The organism is Georgenia sp. H159 (assembly GCF_035607575.1).
Taxonomy (GTDB): Bacteria; Actinomycetota; Actinomycetes; order Actinomycetales; family Actinomycetaceae; genus Oceanitalea.
In genome coordinates, this window is record NZ_JAYDZY010000021.1 from 1 (window position 1) to 17727 (window position 17727).

A 17727-nucleotide genomic window follows, 5' to 3' on the forward strand; every position below is an offset into this window, starting at 1 on the left:
CGCAGGATCGATCTTCTTGGGCATGTCCTCATCCTCCTGGACTCAGAAAGATGCGGCATCAAACCCGTGACGCTTCAGTGAAGAGGTCCTACCGGCTGGGCAACACCCGGGTGCATCGGCCGTGGGTCACCGAGCCGGGGTTGTGGTTGCAGTACGACTTCGGTGATGGGCCGGTCATCGACGGGATCAAGACCGTGCTGTTCTGTGCGTGGCTGGCGTGGTCGAGGTTCCGGGTGGTCCTGCCGATTCGGGACAAGACCGCCCCGAGCGTCTTCGCGGCCCTGGACGTCACGTTGCGCCGCCTCGGCGGCGCCCCGACGTATGTGCTGACCGACAACGAGAAGACTGTCACGGTCGAGCACGTCGCCGGGATGGCGGTGCGTAACCCGCAGATGGTCGCTTTCGCCCGGCACTACGGGCTCACCGTGCTGACCTGCGAGCCGGCTGACCCGGCCTCGAAGGGCGGCTCGGAGTCGACGGTGAAGGTCGCCAAGGCTGACCTGGTGCCGAAGGAGACGAACCTGCTCCAGGCCTACGCCTCGTTCGCCGATCTCGAGGCGGCGTGCGAGGCGTTCTGCGAGCAGGTCAACGCCCGGGTCCACCGGGTCACGAGGCGGGCACCGGCGCAGATGCTCGAGGAGGAACGCGCCCGGTTGCATGCCCTCCCGGCGGCGCCGCACACGGTCGCGCTCGGGGTCACCCGGGTCGTCCCGGCCACCTCACCGATGATCACCTTCGAGTCCGGTCAGTACTCCGTCCCGCACCACCTCCTGGGTGAGACGGTGTGGGTGCGTCCTTACGGCGCCGGCACGAAGGAGCAGGTCGTCATCGTCCACGTCGGCACGGCCGGGCCGGTCGAGGTCGCCCGCCACCCGCGCGCCACACCGGGCTCCCCACGGCTCGACGACGCCCACTTCCCGCCCGCCCCGACCGGCGCCCTGGAGCGCCAGCCACGGCCCAGGAGCGCCGCTGAGGTCGCGTTCCTCGCCCTGGGCGACGGCGCGAAGCTCTGGTTGAGCGAGGCCGCCGCCGCGGGAACGACGAAGATGCGGGTCAAGATGGCCGAGGCCGTCGCCCTGGCCAAGCTCTTCGACCCCGCCGAGGTCGACTGGGCCCTGGGCCACGCCGCCCTCCACGGCCGCTTCGCCGAGGCCGACCTGCCCTCCATCCTCAACCATCACACCACCGCCGGGGATGGCGAGGTCCACCGCGCCGGGGAGGACCGCTCCCTGACCCAGGGCACGAGCGGCTGGGCCGCCCTCGGTAGACCACCGCGCCCCGAGGACCGCGACGCTGTCGCGGGCGAGGAGATGACCTCGTGAGCGCCACAACGGGCAAGACAGCGCCGACGCTCGGGGTGCCGTCCGCGCCGCCGCTGCCCGGCGACCTCGAGGCCCTGCTGCGCCGGCTGCGCCTGCCCCACATCCGCCACCACGCCCCCGAAGTCATCGCCACCGCCAAGGCCCAACGCTGGGAACCCATCGAGGTCCTGCGCGCCCTGTTCACCGAGGAGGCAGCCGGCCGCGACCGGGCCTCCCTGGCCACCCGCCGCACCGCCGCAGGCTTTCCCACCGGGAAGACGTTCGACGCCTGGGACGAGGCAGCGTCCTCGATCCCGGTCCCGACCCAGCACGCGCTACGAACCCTGGAGTGGGTCCACCGCAAGGAGAACCTCGTCGTCTGCGGGCCGTCGGGGACCGGGAAGACGTTCCTGCTCGAGGCCCTGGGCCACCAAGCCGTCGAGCAAGGCCTGCGGGTCTCGTGGTTCACCCTCGAAGACCTCGGCGCCCTGCTGCGCCGGCACCGCGCGGACGACACCGTCACCAAGGCCATCGCGAAGGTGCTACGCGCCGACCTCGTCGTCATCGACGACATCGGCCTGCTCCCCGTCGCCACCGACGCCGCCGAGGGCCTCTACCGCCTCGTCGACGCCGCCTACGAGAAACGCTCCGTCACGATCAGCTCCAACCTCCACCCCGCCGCCTTCGACGAGTTGATGCCCAAGACCATCGCCACCGCCACGGTCGACCGGCTCCTCCACCACGCCCACGTCTGCCAGACCAGCGGCGAGTCGGTCCGCCTCTCCCAGGCACTCGCCGGTCGAGGGGTGAGCCCCTTGGCCTGACACCCCGGCCCCGTGATGGCCAGCACTGGGCAGATCCCATGGCCATCACCGGGCAGATCTCGTGACCGTCACCGGGCAGGTCTCACGACCGCCTCTGGGCAGTTCTCACTGTCCCTTGACACGCGAGCTCCGCCAGGCGCGTCGGCCTTCGCCAAGGACAAGGGCGAAGGAGTCCGGTGGCGGGTTCGGCTTGCGGGGATGCGGATCCCGACGTGCCGTGCTCCTTGCTGCCGGCGCCAGGGCGCGGCTGGGAGCCAGGCCTGCGCATCTGCGCATCACGGAGGGTAGTCAGTCCCATCTCAACCCACCTCTCCGTCCAGCCACTGACTGGGCGCAGATGTCTGTGGCGGTCGCTAGGTTGCAGACTATGGAATTGCATTTGGAGCGACGGAACTGGGTGGTTGGGCAGCGGTTGAACGCTGATCGCGGAGGGTTCGGAGACGTCTTCGAAGCGATGGCCGACGACGGACGGCCTGTCGTCGTCAAGCGCGTCCGTAAGGAGCCAGGCGCTGAACGCGAGCTGCTGTTTGGCGATGCCATCGCCGCAGCCGAGTTCAGGAACGTCATGCCGATCCTCGATCACGGGGAAGACGGTGACGACTGGGTGCTGGTTATGCCCCGAGCTGAGAAGTCTCTCGCGCAGGAGATCCAAGCGCTCGATGGCACGCTTATGGATAGGCGTCTAGTGCTGCGCGTCCTGTCAGACATTGCCACCGCGTTGGTGGAAATTGAAGGCCACATAGTTCATAGAGATATCAAGCCCCAGAACGTGCTTTACCTAGATGGGGCCTGGTGCCTAGCCGACTTCGGCATTTCGCGCTACGCGGAGGCGACCACAGCACCCGATACGCGGAAGTTTTCGTGGACACCCCCTTACGCCGCACCGGAGCAGTGGAACGCCGAACGGCCGACTAGCGCGACTGACATATACGCCTTCGGTGTGATGGCCTACGAGCTGCTAGCGGGTCAGCGGCCGTTCGCTGGTCCTGACGTATCCGACTTCAGAGAGCAGCACCTCACACAAGTGCCGCCGCCTTTGGTGGCCGGAACGGGGAGGCTGCGCACGATCGTGGAAGAGTGCTTATACAAGGACCCGGCGGCTCGTCCTACTCCAAGTAACCTCTTGGCACGCCTCGGGAAGGCGGAACAAGAGCCTCGCGGGCCGGGCGCGTCTCGTCTCGCGGCGGCAAGCCATAGGCAAGCGGTGGAGAGGACGAAAGCGCATGCAGATGCTCAGCTCGCGCGGCAGCAATCCGAACGACTGGCGCGTATCGCGGCGGATGGAGAGCGAGCGTTTGAGGTCTTCGCTGACGCGATGCTCGAAATGCTCGAGGATGACGCCCCGACCGCCTCGCTCGAGCGGAGGGCTGGGCGAGGGGCAATGGTCTTTGTCGGGCATCTGGGAAAGGCGAAGCTCGGACTGAGTCGCCCACAGCCGGCGCCAGCTTGGAGTGGACCCTTCACTGTGGCAGCGTACGCCTCGATCTCCATTGCTTACGACAACGTGAACCATTGGGGGTGGCAGGGGCGAAGCCACTCTCTATGGTACTGCGACGCATTCGAAGAGGGCAGATTCGCCTGGTACGAGACCGCCTTCATGGACTTTGCTCTATCTGGCACCAGGCCCTCAATCGAGCCCTACGCCCTGGAGCCTCCTAGAGCATCGGACGCGTTCTCTAACGTTATCGGGACTGTGCAACTTGCCTGGCCTGTCGAGGAGCTGGACCGCGACGAACCTGATGTATTCGTCGATCGATGGTTAGGGTGGTATGCGGATGCTGTAGAAGGGAAACTAGACCGTCCATCGACGATGCCGGAACGCCGAGACGAGAGGAAATGGCGTCGCGCCTAGCCAGACGCCCGGCTCACCGGCGCTCTCCGTAGCCGTTCGAGCATCGCTCTGCGGTGATCGCATTTACCAAGCGGGCTTCCACTCTTGAGGCTTTGAAGGCTCTTCGGACTTCCGGTGGGGATCAAGTTTTGAGTCCTCCGGCGACTAGGAGCATGCGGAGGCGGTAGTTGGTGAGGTTGCGGTAGCCGCGGGCGAGGCGGCGGTGGAGCTCGATGATGCCGTTAATGGCCTCGGTACCGCCGTTGTTGGAGCGGTCGGTGGTGAAGTAGGCCAAGAACGCGTCCTTCCAGCGGCGTAGGGTCCGTCCGAGGCGGGCGATCTCGGGGACCGGGCAGGTGTGGAAGATCGCCAGGATGCGTTCGGCCATGGCGCGGCCGGCGGTGAGGTCGGCGCAGCGGTAGGCGGCTCGCAGGTCCTGGGCGCAGCGCCAGGCGAGGTAGACGGCCTGATGGGCCTCGTCGGCCTCGATCGCTGTGGCCAGGCGAGTGAGTTGGCGGTCGGTGAGGTTCTCCGCGCCGGCGCGCAGGAGTTTCTGGATGCCATAGAGCGGGTCACCCTTGCGGCCGCGGTGCCCCAGGGTCTCTTGTTGGACCCGGCGGCGGACCTCGTCGACGGCCTGGGTGCCGAGCTTGACCACGTGGAAGGCGTCGAGCACGGCGGTGGCGTCGGCGAGCTCGTCGGCGATGGCGGTCTTGTAGCCGGCGAAGGGGTCCAGCGCCGCGACTTGGACACCCGAGCGGAACGCGTCGCTGCGGTCGGTGAGCCAGTCGGCGTAGGCCTTCTTCGACCGCCCGGGCACCAGGTCCAGCAGTCGGGCGCGGACCTTGCCCTCGGCGTCGCGGGTGAGGTCGACCATGCCGGTGAGTTCCTTGGCGCCGCGGCACCCGGGGTCGACGTGGTGCCAGATGTGCTCATCGACCCCGAGGCTGACCACCCCTTCGAAGCGGGACTCATCGGCGGCCAGCTCCACCAGGCGCGGCTTGATCGCGCGCCACAGCGTCTTCCAGTCCACCCCCAGCTGCCGGGCCAGTCCCTGCACGGTGGCGTGCTCGCGGCGCAGCTGCCCGATCGCCCACCCCACTGCTCTGTTCGTCAGGGAGCCGCGCGGGGCGACGAGGGCGGGGACCTGCTCGACGAACGTGCCACGCCGGCAGTCAGGGTCGGGGCAGCGCCAGGTGCGCTGCCGCCAGATCAGGCGCACGGGCACGAGGCCGGGCACGTCATGCAGCTCCCGCCGCCTGCGTCCGCGGCTGCGCGCCACGACTCCACAGTCCGGGCAGCCCATCAGCTGCCAGGGCGTGGAGACGGTGACCGTCACGAGCACGGCGGTGCGCTCGACGGCCTCCACATGGAGCTCGGGGATGCCCAGAAGTGTGTCGCAGCGGACGCAGGGATCAGTGGTGGGCACATCACTGCACCCCGTAGCGTTGGTCAACGTCGAGGTCCTCGGGACGAACGGTTGCTTGGTCGCTACCGATCATCGAGGACCTCGACCCCTATGCGCCCTCAGCTACCGCCGCGAGTCCCGCTCCCCACCGGAAGTCCGAAGAGCCGCTTTGAAGTTCGCAGATCCGTCGCTTGCCCCGTTCAGGTATCGCCGGCAGTCCTGACAAAGGTGGCGACATCGTCGTCGAGAGTGATCACGATGTCGACCTCACCGGCGAGCTCGCTGCGACGCTCCCTCAGTCCTAGATCAGCAAGTGGAGCGCCGATAATCTCGACCGATGGCTCGGAACATTGTTCCGGGTCGGAGTCCTCGACGCTGTCGCAGAGGAACGGGACATCGTTCTCCGTGACCAAGGCAGCGCGCACGCGGACCTCTTCGCCCGGCTGGCGGGACTCGAGCGCGTCGCAAACTGAAGTCACTTCCAACTGGGAGTCGCTGGGCGTGGACGAAGGTAGATCGGCAGACGTTGGTTCGCTGGTGGCGAGGGGTTCATCAACGGCTGGCCCGGTTGCGCATCCAGCGAGGAGGAAGATCAACGACGTGAGCGCACATGCACCTGTGGCTGTCCGCAACGCACTCACCTTCCCGCGGTAGACCAGGGCAGGGCGACTGCCAACCCTGTACACGGATTATGTGCGAAATCCGGGAGATCTTTCAGGGCCTTGAGCCGCAGGTCCATGCAAAGGTCCGGGCACCAGAACGGGCGAAGCGGTCCGGCGCGTGCTGTAGCGCAGTCTCGGTGAGGGATCGCCTGCGGAACGTTGCTGCCCTTCGCTTCGAGGTGGACCATGACCCGCGCGGATGGGCCTGCGGCCGGTTCCTCGAGCGGGCCGCCGGAACGAGCTTTCGATCGGAAGGTACGGACATGCCGATGAGCGGCCGTCCTTGGTTCGCGGACACCGGAGCGCGACGGTCAGCACATCTAAGGCGAGTCTCCCGCCGCTTCGACATCGCTGAGGAACTCGCGGCGCGACGGCCGCGTACCGTGCCCGAGGCGACGCAGGCACATTCTTCCAAACTCCGTGCACTCGAAACGTGTTTCGACCTCAGGCGCACGGTCGCGGGTATAGGCGCTGCCGCGTCTATTCTTGATCTCCTGATGGGACTCAGCGAGCCCGTGGCGCTCGAGGACCGCGAGCACGGGACCAGAAAGGTCCTCGGCCAGGAGGAACTCACGCGCATCGATATCGCCGCAGATGAACCGGTGAATGTCGCGCGGCTGCATCGCGGTCCGTTCGAGCTTGGCCAGGACTCGGATGTGCACCGGGTCAAGGTCAGAAAGTGCTCGCACAACGAGCGCCTCCCCGTCGACTCGCGCCACGTCTTCGACGCCGTTCGCCAGGCATCGCGCGAGGGCCTCTACCTTCTCCTGATCCAGGCTCGCTCCAGCGGCCTGAAGGGCCCCGTGGAGCAGCCGGCTCAGGTTCGGGTCGGCGAGCGCGGTTGCCAGCAGTTGCTCCACGCTGATCTCAGTCCGATAGGCCGCCTTCTCGACCACCTGTATTGCGTTGTTCTCTCGACGACCGCGGAGCTCATCCCACGCCTTGCCGACAAGATCAGTGAGCGGAGGGGTCGCGCCGGCACCGATGACGGCGCCGACCGGGCCTCCGAGGGCCGCCCCGACGGCGGCACCGAGCGCTGCGCCAACAACCTCTATCCCCTTGTCTGACCTCTCAACATCGCCCACGGCGCAACTCTGCCATGTGTGTCCTCGCGCCGTCAGCAGCGGGTACACCGCGTTGTGCTTCGAGAACGCCGAGGGACTCGAGCTCGAGATCGTTGCCGACAAAGGGCGCTTCTGCCGCAAGTCCGCGATTCGGTGGACGGAGCCGCCCCAGAGGCGGAACCGCCATTCAGGCGTTCCGTCTGAGCCCATGGCCGCCTTCGACGACTTCCCGCATGGGGATGGTCCAACGGTACAGCGGCACGGCTTATGAGGAAGCTGGCGCGATATCGGGCCACCTCGAGTCCGGAATTCGGGCTCAGGTCAGCTCGGGACACGTAGTGCGGTAGTGACCTGGTGTTCGGCAGTGTCCGCATCTACGAACAGCCCGGGTCTTGACGGCAGTCGATGCCTGCGACGGCGCAGGTGCAGCATCGGCTGCAGATGGGGACAGATCGTCAAAGTAGTCGGGCACGCCGAGCGCACCGGCAGCGCCGTTAAGCTGCCGCAGTTCGTCCTTGGTCAGGACGTCGTCCGCAAGTGCGACGTCCCGCATGAGCTCCAGGAAGCGTTCGTTGAGGCCGGCGACCTGGGCGGCGCCCATACCTGCGGAACCTGCGATCCTGGCCAGCAGTTTAGCTTCGTCTCCGATGATCTTTCCGTCCTCGAGTACATCTCCGAGAGTCTCGAGGTAGACAGCTGCCGCTGCGTCGTCGACCTCGGACGCGGACAACGGGAGGCGTGACATGAGCGACGCCATCCAGCCGTCTTGACCTTTACGGAGGTTGACCGCTCGGGTGACGGGACGCCTGGCGCCGACCGGGAAGTGTCCGCGCAGTCCCCAGGACGGGGAGTGCACATAGCTGAGCGCGGAACCATGGCGGTCCAGCATCCGCGGAAGGAGACCCGCTACAGCCCGGACATCGCCGAGGGCCGCGTGCGCGTCCGGCATGGCGATACCTGCGTGCTGCGCGAGAGTCGCGAGCTTGTGATTCGGGGTGTCAAAAGTGCGCTGCCCGAGCCACAGCGAGCACACGGCCGGGATGGAGGTGCCGCGCAACCCGATGTGCGCGAACTCCGTGGCGAGGAACCGTTCCTCGAATGCGGCGTTATGCGCCACAACGACCGCGCCCTCGAGCCGACTCAGGATGTCACCAGCGACATCCCCGAAGAGCGGTGCGTTGGAGACCATCTCGTTGGTGATGCGGTGGATGAAGACGGCCCCGGTGTCTCGACCCACCGGGTTGATCAAAGTCGAGTACTCGTCCTCGATCCGGCCGGAAGCGTCGACACGCGCGATAGCGATCTCGATGACCCGGTCGCCCCGGCCCGGTGAGAATCCCGTCGTCTCGACATCGACGATGGCGAATGGACCGTCGTGGCGGTAATGGCCGTTCCGGACGCCGTAATCGGCATAGGAGAAGAGCGGCCCTGTCTTGCCGGGCTCGGCGAACGGCATCCGACGTTCGTCGGTCGACGGGCGAACGTGCGCGGTGCGGTGCGGCCGAACCGGCACGGTGCTCACCCGAGGGTGGGTGGGATGCCGTCCCGTACCTGCCGTCTGCTTCGGCTGCGAATACGGCACAGCCGGTCGAGAGGAGTGCCTACCGGATTTCGGTAGGGGCGGCGTGGCGGCAGTTCTCCGACGACGACGTCGAATGAACCAGATCCCGAGAACGACGAGGAGGATGACGGCTAGTTCCACCGCGAAACCTTCCTTCCGACGATTCGTAGACGGTGTCGGTGGCCACTGACGCCAGCATCAGGACCTTGCCCCCTCATCGGCAGCCTGACAGGTCCTGTAAGGCGCCGTAGCGAATTCGCGTCACCTGTCGCGGTCTTCGTGTGAGGCGACCATGTCGCGCAAGGGTGTGCCCGGCGTCGGCCAGCGCTGGCCGCCCGAGGGGTAAAGGCACGCTCTGGCCCACCGGGCGTTGCTTCGATGCTGCGCGTCGATTTGGGGATCCTCTTACGGCGCCGATGGGGCCTCTGCTACTCCCGGCTCATCAACTCCCGTCCCTGCCAGTTCCTAGATTGCCGGCTGGAGCTGACTCTGAGACCCCGACGGTGATCACCGACGCACTGGGGACCGGCGTCGGCGCATCACGACCACATGGGCAAGCCCCAGCACCAGGGCAGCGGCGACGGACGCCACCAGGGATGTCATGACCGACCAATCCCATGTCAGCCCTGCCGCGAGGACGACGAGCACAACGAGCCACCAGAGATCCGCCGGCGTGCGTGATTCCTTGGCGGACATCAGTGCCGGCTTCATCAACTGCCTCCCCGCGAACGTTGACACGGAACGGTAGTCGGCGGACGGCGCTGAGCGACACCCGTCGAAAGCAGGGCCGACCTGCGATCGCCCGCAAGAACATGGGTCGGGTCGGGCAGACATGGTTCGAGGATGAGAGCCCGCGCGGTGACCGTTGGTGCCGTGCTGGTCTGCGCCGTGGCACCGCAGCCCCGAGGACGTGGTGGACAGCAGCAGCTCGACTGAAGCTGGCGGCGCGTCCGTGCAGCGCGCCGGTGGCGGGGTCGCCACGATCTCGACCGAGGTGGACGGCGTGATGGATGCATTGCTGTCGGGGGTCGTGGTCCGGACGGAGGCCGGCTGCCTTGCGCTCAGGGAACCCTCGGGCGACATAGTTCCAAGGGAGTTCGAGGCTTTGCCTCTCCCTAATCGAAGCCGTCGAGCGATATCGAGAGGCCGTGGATCCGGGTGCGTGTCATCGCGCCTCCCGTCGCGTGTGAGGTGCTGACCACCGCCGCGAGCCGAGCTCAGCGGGGATGCGCGATGTCCGGCTCCGGACGGGTCCAGTTCTGCGGCCCGCGCCAGAGGAAGCCCGCGATCGTCGTCGACGTCGCGAAGGCGACCACCGCCGTCGCCAGCATAAACACCCCGTCCGAGCTGACGGACACCTCGAGGTACTGGCTGGAGAGGAACAGCTGCATCACCACCTGGAACGCGAGGTGCCAGCCGATGGTGGCCCAGACCGATCCCGAGATCAGCCGGATGCACCCGGCGACGACGGCCATCCCGAAGAACAGCACGAGGCGCTCGAGCAGCACTCCCCACCCCTCGGTGACGACCCACAGTGTGGTCCCGAACGCGGCGAACGCCAGGGACTGCACGAGAACCGCGAGCCACGGCGCCATCGCGGCGGTGAGGTTGCGGTAGACGTACCCGCGGAAGATGAGCTCCTCCGGGAACGCCTCGTAGACCAGGACGAGGACGACGAGCAGGAGCACGACGCCGACAGTCTCGGTGAGCGTCGCGTCAATCTCGATGCGCAGCCACCCGGCCGCCACCGCTATCCCGAGTCCCACGGCAGCCGGCAGCAACCAGCTCAGCGCGCCCCGGAGCAGGTCCCGCACCGCGGTCCACCCGCCGGACAACCCCAGCGTTCCGAGGGGGCGACGGTCGAGCAGACGGCGTGCGCCGAGGACGAGCGCGCAGGCGATCACGAGAGCCATGACCGCGCTACGGGCGTGCCTCGCGAGCGAGGTCCCTTCGTCCCAAAGCACCGAGCCGAGCCACGCGATCGCCAGCCAGCCGACGACGGCGCTGCCGACAACGACGGCGACCCGCACGGTGAGCGGGACACGCGGCCGCGCTGCCTGGGCTACCTGAGCGTTGCCGGAGAGAGCCACGTCGCGAGGCTACGACACGCCCAGTCTCGAGAGCGCTACTTCGGCAGACAGATCAGGCGTTCACGTTGCGCACCGCGATGCCCTCGGAGTGCCCGCCGCCACCAGGCGGCCGTCGCCCGAGGCGGCGGCCAGTTGAGGATCCTTGATCGGCCCGCGCCGTTGCGTCCATCTGACGGCGCTGCGTCATGACGTGGGACTCACGGACTCTCGAGGCGGAATTCGCCGATCTGCGTGGTGCCGTCGGCCAGGTACACGGGAAGTGTGTGGGTTCTGCCTCGGTTGCGCTCCTGCCACTCCAGAGCGTCTTCGGGGCTGGTGAAGTCCCGCGCCGCGGTCTCGCCGGTAGCTTCGTCGAGTTCTTCACGATAGACGTAGCCGAACTTGCCGTTGGTTGCCTCGACCGCGATCAGGTCAGGTTCACCCTCCGGGCTGCCTGTGGTCCCGAAGGTCTCGCCGCGGCCGTTGGTGCCCAGAAGTGTGGGCACGTGTGCCACGAACTGGACCGTTGCGACGCCCGCGAAGTCTCTGGGGTCGAGGTAAAGCGTGTCCACCGACGCATCGAGGGGGAAGTCCTGCCACGCCGCCCCCGGCGCACCGTCGGCGAGATCCGCAGACGTCCATGTGGCGGTTGGGTTGTTCCCGTCGGGGTCGGTGCCCCAGTGCAGCGTGCCGGGCGCGGTGGGAGTGATCGTGACGCGGGCGTGTGTGGCCCCGGCCGGCCGGTCCAGGAGTGATACTTCGGTGGCCGCATCGACAGCGATTGACAGCGGCTCGTGCCCTAGGAGCGAGACGACCGGAGCCCCTGGGGTTGTTCCTGCGGGTGCAGTGACCGGGTCGGGAAGATCGGGTGTCGGCTGGCCCGCAGGTTGCTCGACTGGAGCGTCGGCGGGCTGGAGCATGCCGGTGGCGGCGAAGGCTCCGGCAGATGCGCCCGCTCCAGCAAGCGCTCCGGTCAGCAGCAGGCCTGCTGCCCACGTTCTTCGCTGGCTGCGGGGGGCGCGGCGCTTCACGTGGTCTACCAAGGCGCGTTCGATCGCATCGGCGCGCCCGGGAGTGAAGTATGTGGCCATCAGGCCCCTCCTTCGGTGACTGGGTGCTGGGGCACTACCGCTCGAAGTGACGTACGCAGTCGCGACAACCGCATCTTGGCCGCAGATTCCGAGAGCCCCAGAACGAAGGCGGCCTCGCGAATCGTGAAGCCTTCGACCGCGGTCATCACCAGTAGCTGCGCATCGGCGGGTCGCGCCGTAGCCAGCGCTTCGCGTATCGCGCTGAGCCGCACATCATCCCGGGCAGCGATGTCGTCGGCATGGTCGGACACTGGCGTGGGAGTTGGTAACGAGGCGAGGAAGTCCCGATAGCGGCGACGGGCGCGGCCTGCGTTCCGGGAAACGTTGTGCGCTGTGACGATCAGCCAGGGCAACACTGACGCATCGACGAACCTGATCGCACTGCGCCGCCGCCACAGCTCGAGGAAGGTCGCGGCTGTAAGGTCCTCGGCCTCGGGCGAGGGCGTTCCGAGGCGCAAATGATGGCGAAAGACGCGTTCGTGGTGACGACGCCAGATCAGTCCATAGGCGTGCGAATCTCCCGACAACACCTGCTGCCAGATCGCCTCATCGGAATCATCCATCACACCTCATAATGTCCGTTCAGGCTGCAAAGGTCACAGCACCCTGCGAGGTATGAGGCGTTCCGCACGTCGATCGGCCATCGGGGCTCGGACCCTGGCACGGGAGCTGTGGCCCTCTGATACGCCGACGGCGTGGTCTAGTCACCTGTAGCGTCTGGATGGATTACCTGGGCGCCTGATCTGAAGCCGCGTCCTGTAGGGGACCAGCACGACGGAGTGAAGAGCGGTCGACCGATGACCCACGTGGATCACGACGAGTCGGCTGCAGTTCCGCTGCTCGGCTATATCTCCTTTGAGGCGCCGTCCGACGTCATCTCCCTGTACTCGGGCCCGATGCGGCTACCGACGTCCGACGGTTCGACGCCGGAACGGCCAGGGACCATCACGCTGGGGTTCCGCTCCGGGAGCCATCTCGATTGGACGGTCGATCTCAGCGAGACTTCTCCGGAGGACCGGCGGCCCTGGCGCCATCGAGTCGGTTCCCAGACCGTGGAGCTCGGCATCGACTTCAATGGCGTGCCCATGACCCTCGAGACGTACTCCGGCGGGGATGGGCGCGGATTCTTCGGGCATCGGACCGTCAGTGCGGACAACGACGTGCTGCTCTCTTCGGTTACCGCACACTGGGTGAACCTCCCGCAGCTCGGCGCGGAGACCCTCCTGTGCCAGGAGGATGACGACGGGAACTGGAGGGAGTGGCACGGCCGGTCGACGATGACCTTTGCCGGCTGGGAGGTCACGTTCGACGAGCGAGCCGATCTTTTCGAGACTCTCGCGGCAGCGCGTCGCGACAGGCTCTTCGCAGTCACCCACGTCATGCGCATCCAGCGAGACGACGGTGAGCTGTTCGCTGCCGAGGAGGGCGAGCAGATCGTGGCAGGCCTGCAGCTCGGACTGTCGTTCGCGCTCGGGAGATGGGCAGCGCCGATACTGCCGGTGGGCGTCGATGACACCGGAGCGATCGCATGGTCGGAGTGGGCCGCCATGCGCGTCGACAGTCTTGTCAAGGCACACGGTCAGTGGTGGGACCGGCATCGACCGCAGGACCTCCGGCACTTCCTCGAGCAGTTCGTCAGCCAGTGCCTCGATCCGGACGAACGCAGGTCGCTCGGCTTCGTCACGACATCGGCGATCATCGCGGGGGAGTCGGGATTCGTTGAGCAGCGCCTCATCACCGCCCTGGCCGCTCTGGAACACCTCCACTGGCGCGCCAACGAGGTCGACGACGGAGATCCTCCGAAGCGCCTCCGAAGGCTCCTCACGGCAGCCTCCATCAACATCTACGTCGAATCTACGAACCAACCCGCCCTGGCGCTCTACGCAAACGGCCAGGATGGCCCCAAAGTTCTCTATCGAGTTCGAAACGCACTAATGCATCCGAAGCGTCTCGATGGCCTCTACGCCCACGAGGGGCTCATCTGGCAGGCATCGCTGTTGGCCTCCCGCTACCTCGACCTGGTGATCCTCTACCGCCTCGGTTACCACGGCTACGTCACCGACCGGACAAGGACGACGGGCTGGGAGACGGGCGGGGCTCCGGTGCCGTGGGCCGAAGCAGACACCGAAGCTGGCTGATGCTGGCTCGGGTTCGTGCGGGCGGCGGCACGACCCGCATCAGGCTGGAGGGGTCGACGGAGTCGAGCCCGTTGCGACATCTACGTGAGGCTTGGTAATTCACCAACGTCCCGCTGGACCCTTGTAGGCCGACGCGCCGCTCAAGTTTTTTTGGTCGCCAGGGCCGTAACGCTCCCGAAAGCCGATCCGCGTGCGAGACTATGGCTGCAGCCGGCACTCGGTTGCCATCTTGATCCGCAGATCGAGCGCCTCGTGATGTCATACGGTCCCAGCATGGCGACAACGACCGCACCTCCCCGAGCGCCTACTGTCGAGCGACTCCTTTCCTCGCTTGTCGCCGTCGCGGCCATGGTGGGCATCGTGGTGGCGGCCGTGCCGTCCGTGCTGCTCTTGGTGGATCCGCCCGACCCGTGGTTCTGTCCCGCGGTCTTTCCACCCGCCACGAGTTGCGTCCCGGACGCTCACCTCGTGGTGGTCGCGGTCGCGGTTGTCGTCCTTGTGTCGGCTTGGGTCTCAGCCGACGTCGCGCTCCGCCGGGTGAATTTCCCGCTGGCCCGCGCAGGTGTCGTCGCCGGTCTGGCGGTCATCGCGCTCATCGCTTGGTCGGCTTCTCGAGTACCGCAGCCCTACTTCTCCGCCTGGGCCGCCTTGTTCAGCTGACGCGACACCAACCAGCGAACCGATGCGCCCGCCGGGAGGGGCTAGGGAAGTGCACGCTATGTCTCCCGCGCGAGGATCGCGTTCCGGTGATGCCGCGCGCCTAGGTCACCCCTTCGGGGGGTAGGGATCCTTGCCGTAGGAGTTTCGCTCGCCGATGGTGCCGTCTTTCTTGTGGATCAGGTGCTCGACGCCATCCTTCTTGGCCGCCGCGCGGCCCGCCGCCTGCGCCTGAGCCTTCGTGTCGTGTGTGCTCGAGGCGCGCTTCGCGCCCTCTCGACGGTTGACCCACCCACCGTCGGTCGGCACCGTGTGGATGTTCTTCTTCTCGGCCATCACAGGTCCCCTTTCGATCGCTCGGCGCAGCAGCTACGAGCGCCATCGTCTCAGCGGGGAACGAATCTGTTCGCGGAATCCAGCCTCCTCCCTTGACCGGTGGGTGCCCTATTTCGCACGAGGCCACCCCCCGTCGTGGGTGCGGCGTAGGCGTATTGGCGTAAGGGACGCGCACCCGCAGCCAGGCATCCCCTCGTCCGCGGGAGCGTAGGGCTTCGACGGACCCCGAAGAACCCGCCACATAGCGCCATGGGTCACGTGGTGGGGGCGTCAACCCCACCTGGAGTCAGCGCGCCACTGTGTTTAGGCCGTCAACACCGCCGGCGAGCCGGGCGGAGGTGTCGAAGAGCTGAGCTTCGGCGGGGTGGAGCTGGTGCTGTACGACGAAGGATCGTTCGCGGATGCGCCACAGGCCCTGGCCGGTATCGAGTGTGGGAAGGAGAGCGCGTTCGGTGTGGGTCAGGCCGAGGGCTGCGGCCGTGGCACCGAGCTGGTCGGATTCTTGCCGGTAGATCACCCGGGTCTCCGCGTTCGCGAGAAGGGAGGTCGCGAGCGCTCGCATGGCAGACCCGGCGTTGCCCACGTTCTCCATGTCCGAGAGCTTGTGGAAGATGAGCATGTTGGCGATCCCGAACCAGCGGGCTAGGCGCCACTGGGCATCCATGCGCCGCAGCAGCGCCGGTTGGGACATAAGCCGCCAGGCCTCGTCGTAGACGACCCAGCGCTGCCCTCCGGCCGGGTCGAGCAGCGCCGCTTCCATCCACGCCGAGGCGCAGGTCATGAGCAGGGAGATCGCCGTGTCGTTCTCCGCGACGGCGGACAGGTCGAGAGTGACCATCGGCAGGGTCGGGTCGAACCTCACGGTTGAGGGGCCGTCGAACATGCCAGCCAGGTCTCCGGCGACGAGGCGGCGCAGCGCGTGACCGGGCAAGCGGCCATCCTCGGCCAGGCGCCCGTCGACGTCGTCCCCTCGGTCTGGGGCCAGGAGCCTGTCCACGACCATGGGCAGGATCGGCACGTCGGCCGAGCGGACCACGCCTTGTAGCGCGAGATCGATCGCGGTGTGCTCGAGCGGGGTCAGGCGCCGGTCGAGCACCGCTTCGGCGAGGGCGCCGAGCAGGTCACGGCGGCGTGCTGCGAGCTGTGCACTCCACTCGGCATCGTCGAGGTCGGTGCGGCGGTGGCCTGCGTCAAGGGGGTTGAGCCGTGTGGGCTGCCCGTGGCCAAGGGCGATGGCCTGGCCACCGACGGCGTGGGCGACGGGTGTCCATTCGCCCTTCGGGTCGCAGGCGACGTAGACACGTCGCCCGAACGGGATGGACCGCGTGCACAGTGACTTTGCGAGGGAGGACTTGCCAGAGCCCACAATGCCGGCCAGGACGACATTGGGGGCGGTGATCAGGCCCCGCGCGTACAGCACCCACGGGTCGTAGGCGTAGGCGGAGCCGGAGTAGAGGTCTTGACCGACGAACATGCCGTCGGAACCCAGGCCGCCCTCGGCGAGGAACGGGTAGGCGCTGCACCAGGTCGCTGAGGTGTCCTGGTGCTTGGGCAGGCGGAACCTGCCCGGCGTGCGCAGGCCCGCGGGCCCGGGCTCACCCGCCTTGGGCAGGATCACGGTTGCCCGGCGCTCAGCGGCCTCGGCTCTGCGGCGGGCCTGGACAGCAGACTTGCGGGCGGCGCGGTCGTCGGCAGCGATCTTGGCCGCGGCGCGGCGGCGTGCTTTGCGCAGACGGCGCCGTTCCCCGTTCGGTGCGATGAGGACCGCGGTGTGCAGCCGCTCGCCGTTCACGCCGACCGTCCCGACCCCGGGTGCTCAAACAGGAACATGACGATCTCCCACTCACACGCTCGGGCCCGACGCAGGACGATCAGCGCGCCTGGTTCCACGGTGGGCGGCCGTGCCTCGAGGTTCCCGCTCGGGGGCCGCGCGCTCAGCGGGGGTGACGGCCCCGTGCCAGGCGATCCGCCCCGAGTGGGACTGCGCGTCGTTGACGTGACGGCCTACGTCCTCCAGCAGGACCGACGCCCGCCGCAGAGCCATCGCAGCGTCGTGCGCGTGCTGTCGGCCCTCGAGCTGGTTGCCGTCGTCCGTGTGCGCGAGGTCGCGGTGGTTCATGTGTGCGGACGCGACGTTGGCCAGGACGTCCTGGAGGCGGCGGGTGATCGCGCCCAGGTCGCCCAGGACCCAGTACGTCTCGCCCGGATCGTGGAAGTGGCGCGTGGCGTGCGCCAGAGCGCGCAGGTGTTCGGCGGTCTCGTCGGCCGAGGGTACGGGGCGGTCGTAGTCCGCCATGATGAGCCTCCGGGAGAGGTGCGTTCACCCGGCAGGTGCGTGGCCTCCTCCACCAGGACGACGGCCGTAGCAGAGTCGTACAGGTGTTCGATAGTCCCGTATCGTTACCTGCATGGCGATCGACCAGGTGCCGCTGAGCGAACAGGCCATCACCTTGGAGCCGGCACAGTACGGTGCGCCAGTACGTCGCGCGGAGGAGCCGCTGGAGGTCTCTGCCTGGATTCATACCCGCCGTGGCCACGCGCGCGTCGATGCCATCGCTCTGGCCTGGACGCAGCGGGCGGTGTGGATTCGTTACGTCGACGACTACGGCCGCGAAGGCTTCGCCTGGGTGTGGGCCTCAGCGGTGACCCGGCGGTGACCCAGGGACCTCGTGCTCGAGGGTCCTCTCTCGGCCCCCGTGCGGCCCCTCCTAGGAGACTGCTGAAGAAGGCGCTCTTCTGGCTCGCGGTGTGAGTCGGGACGGGCGGGTCGCCGTCAATATGGCCG

The 17727-nt window shown here is 67.5% G+C and carries 16 protein-coding genes and 1 pseudogene; 6 read left to right on the top strand and 11 right to left on the bottom strand.

Translation table 11 applies throughout. The annotated features are described in order from the left end of the window. Nucleotides 1-71: 71 nt before the first annotated feature. The 3 genes and pseudogenes from VR894_RS18745 to VR894_RS18755 all read left to right on the top strand — a co-directional run. Nucleotides 72-1322, top strand: a pseudogene (locus VR894_RS18745) (DDE-type integrase/transposase/recombinase); the annotation flags it as partial. Further along, the gene (gene istB / locus VR894_RS18750; RefSeq protein WP_324654016.1) at nt 1319-2125 is read left to right on the top strand and encodes an IS21-like element helper ATPase IstB; all 807 of its coding nucleotides are present in this window, start codon (nt 1319-1321) and stop codon (nt 2123-2125) included. The pseudogene VR894_RS18745 and the gene istB, both read left to right, overlap by 4 nt. A 379-nt stretch (nt 2126-2504) precedes the next feature. Further along, the gene (locus VR894_RS18755; protein WP_324654018.1) at nt 2505-3977 is read left to right on the top strand and encodes a serine/threonine-protein kinase; all 1473 of its coding nucleotides are present in this window, start codon (nt 2505-2507) and stop codon (nt 3975-3977) included. 121 nt (nt 3978-4098) lie between these two features. Here the strand turns inward: VR894_RS18755 and VR894_RS18760 are convergent, their stop codons facing one another. The 8 genes from VR894_RS18760 to VR894_RS18795 form a co-directional block, all read right to left on the bottom strand. Next, complete coding sequence (locus tag VR894_RS18760; protein WP_324654020.1) at nt 4099-5385, bottom strand: ISL3 family transposase; 1287 nt, start codon at nt 5383-5385, stop codon at nt 4099-4101. 179 nt (nt 5386-5564) lie between these two features. Next, nucleotides 5565-5960, bottom strand: coding sequence for a hypothetical protein (locus VR894_RS18765; protein ID WP_324654022.1), 396 nt, complete (start codon nt 5958-5960; stop codon nt 5565-5567). Nucleotides 5961-6346: 386 nt separating this feature from the next. Continuing rightward, on the bottom strand, nt 6347-7111 hold the full coding sequence (locus VR894_RS18770) for a hypothetical protein (protein WP_324654024.1): 765 nt from the start codon (nt 7109-7111) through the stop codon (nt 6347-6349). A gap of 295 nt (nt 7112-7406) precedes the next feature. After that, nucleotides 7407-8612 carry a PolC-type DNA polymerase III gene (locus tag VR894_RS18775; RefSeq protein ID WP_324654025.1) on the bottom strand — a complete coding sequence of 402 codons (1206 nt, stop codon included), beginning with the start codon at nt 8610-8612 and terminating at the stop codon, nt 7407-7409. 546 nt (nt 8613-9158) lie between these two features. Continuing rightward, nucleotides 9159-9362, bottom strand: a complete 204-nt coding sequence (locus tag VR894_RS18780; protein ID WP_324654027.1) for a hypothetical protein — start codon at nt 9360-9362, stop codon at nt 9159-9161. Nucleotides 9363-9868: 506 nt separating this feature from the next. Beyond that, nucleotides 9869-10741: a CPBP family intramembrane glutamic endopeptidase gene (locus VR894_RS18785; RefSeq protein ID WP_324654029.1), complete on the bottom strand. Its 873-nt coding sequence runs from the start codon at nt 10739-10741 to the stop codon at nt 9869-9871. Nucleotides 10742-10938: 197 nt separating this feature from the next. Beyond that, nucleotides 10939-11811 (bottom strand): hypothetical protein, encoded by an 873-nt coding sequence (locus VR894_RS18790; RefSeq protein WP_324654030.1) that lies wholly within the window; start codon nt 11809-11811, stop codon nt 10939-10941. Beyond that, nucleotides 11811-12374, bottom strand: coding sequence for a sigma-70 family RNA polymerase sigma factor (locus VR894_RS18795; protein ID WP_324654032.1), 564 nt, complete (start codon nt 12372-12374; stop codon nt 11811-11813). The genes VR894_RS18790 and VR894_RS18795 overlap by 1 nt, the downstream gene beginning before the upstream one ends. A gap of 234 nt (nt 12375-12608) precedes the next feature. On the opposite strand from VR894_RS18795, the gene VR894_RS18800 reads away from it, so the two are divergent. Continuing rightward, nucleotides 12609-13949 carry a hypothetical protein gene (locus VR894_RS18800; protein ID WP_324654034.1) on the top strand — a complete coding sequence of 447 codons (1341 nt, stop codon included), beginning with the start codon at nt 12609-12611 and terminating at the stop codon, nt 13947-13949. A gap of 273 nt (nt 13950-14222) precedes the next feature. Further along, complete coding sequence (locus tag VR894_RS18805) at nt 14223-14609, top strand: hypothetical protein (RefSeq protein WP_324654035.1); 387 nt, start codon at nt 14223-14225, stop codon at nt 14607-14609. Between the two features lie 105 nt (nt 14610-14714). Here VR894_RS18805 and VR894_RS18810 read toward each other — a convergent pair whose 3' ends face one another. The 3 genes from VR894_RS18810 to VR894_RS18820 form a co-directional block, all read right to left on the bottom strand. Next, nucleotides 14715-14942 (bottom strand): DUF2188 domain-containing protein, encoded by a 228-nt coding sequence (locus VR894_RS18810; protein ID WP_324654037.1) that lies wholly within the window; start codon nt 14940-14942, stop codon nt 14715-14717. Between the two features lie 286 nt (nt 14943-15228). Then, nucleotides 15229-16734 (bottom strand): ATP-binding protein, encoded by a 1506-nt coding sequence (locus tag VR894_RS18815; RefSeq protein ID WP_324654039.1) that lies wholly within the window; start codon nt 16732-16734, stop codon nt 15229-15231. Between the two features lie 51 nt (nt 16735-16785). Beyond that, nucleotides 16786-17238: a hypothetical protein gene (locus tag VR894_RS18820; protein WP_324654041.1), complete on the bottom strand. Its 453-nt coding sequence runs from the start codon at nt 17236-17238 to the stop codon at nt 16786-16788. 112 nt (nt 17239-17350) lie between these two features. Here VR894_RS18820 and VR894_RS18825 point away from each other — a divergent pair, with 112 nt between their 5' ends. Beyond that, nucleotides 17351-17599, top strand: a complete 249-nt coding sequence (locus VR894_RS18825) for a hypothetical protein (RefSeq protein ID WP_324654043.1) — start codon at nt 17351-17353, stop codon at nt 17597-17599. Nucleotides 17600-17727: the final 128 nt, after the last annotated feature.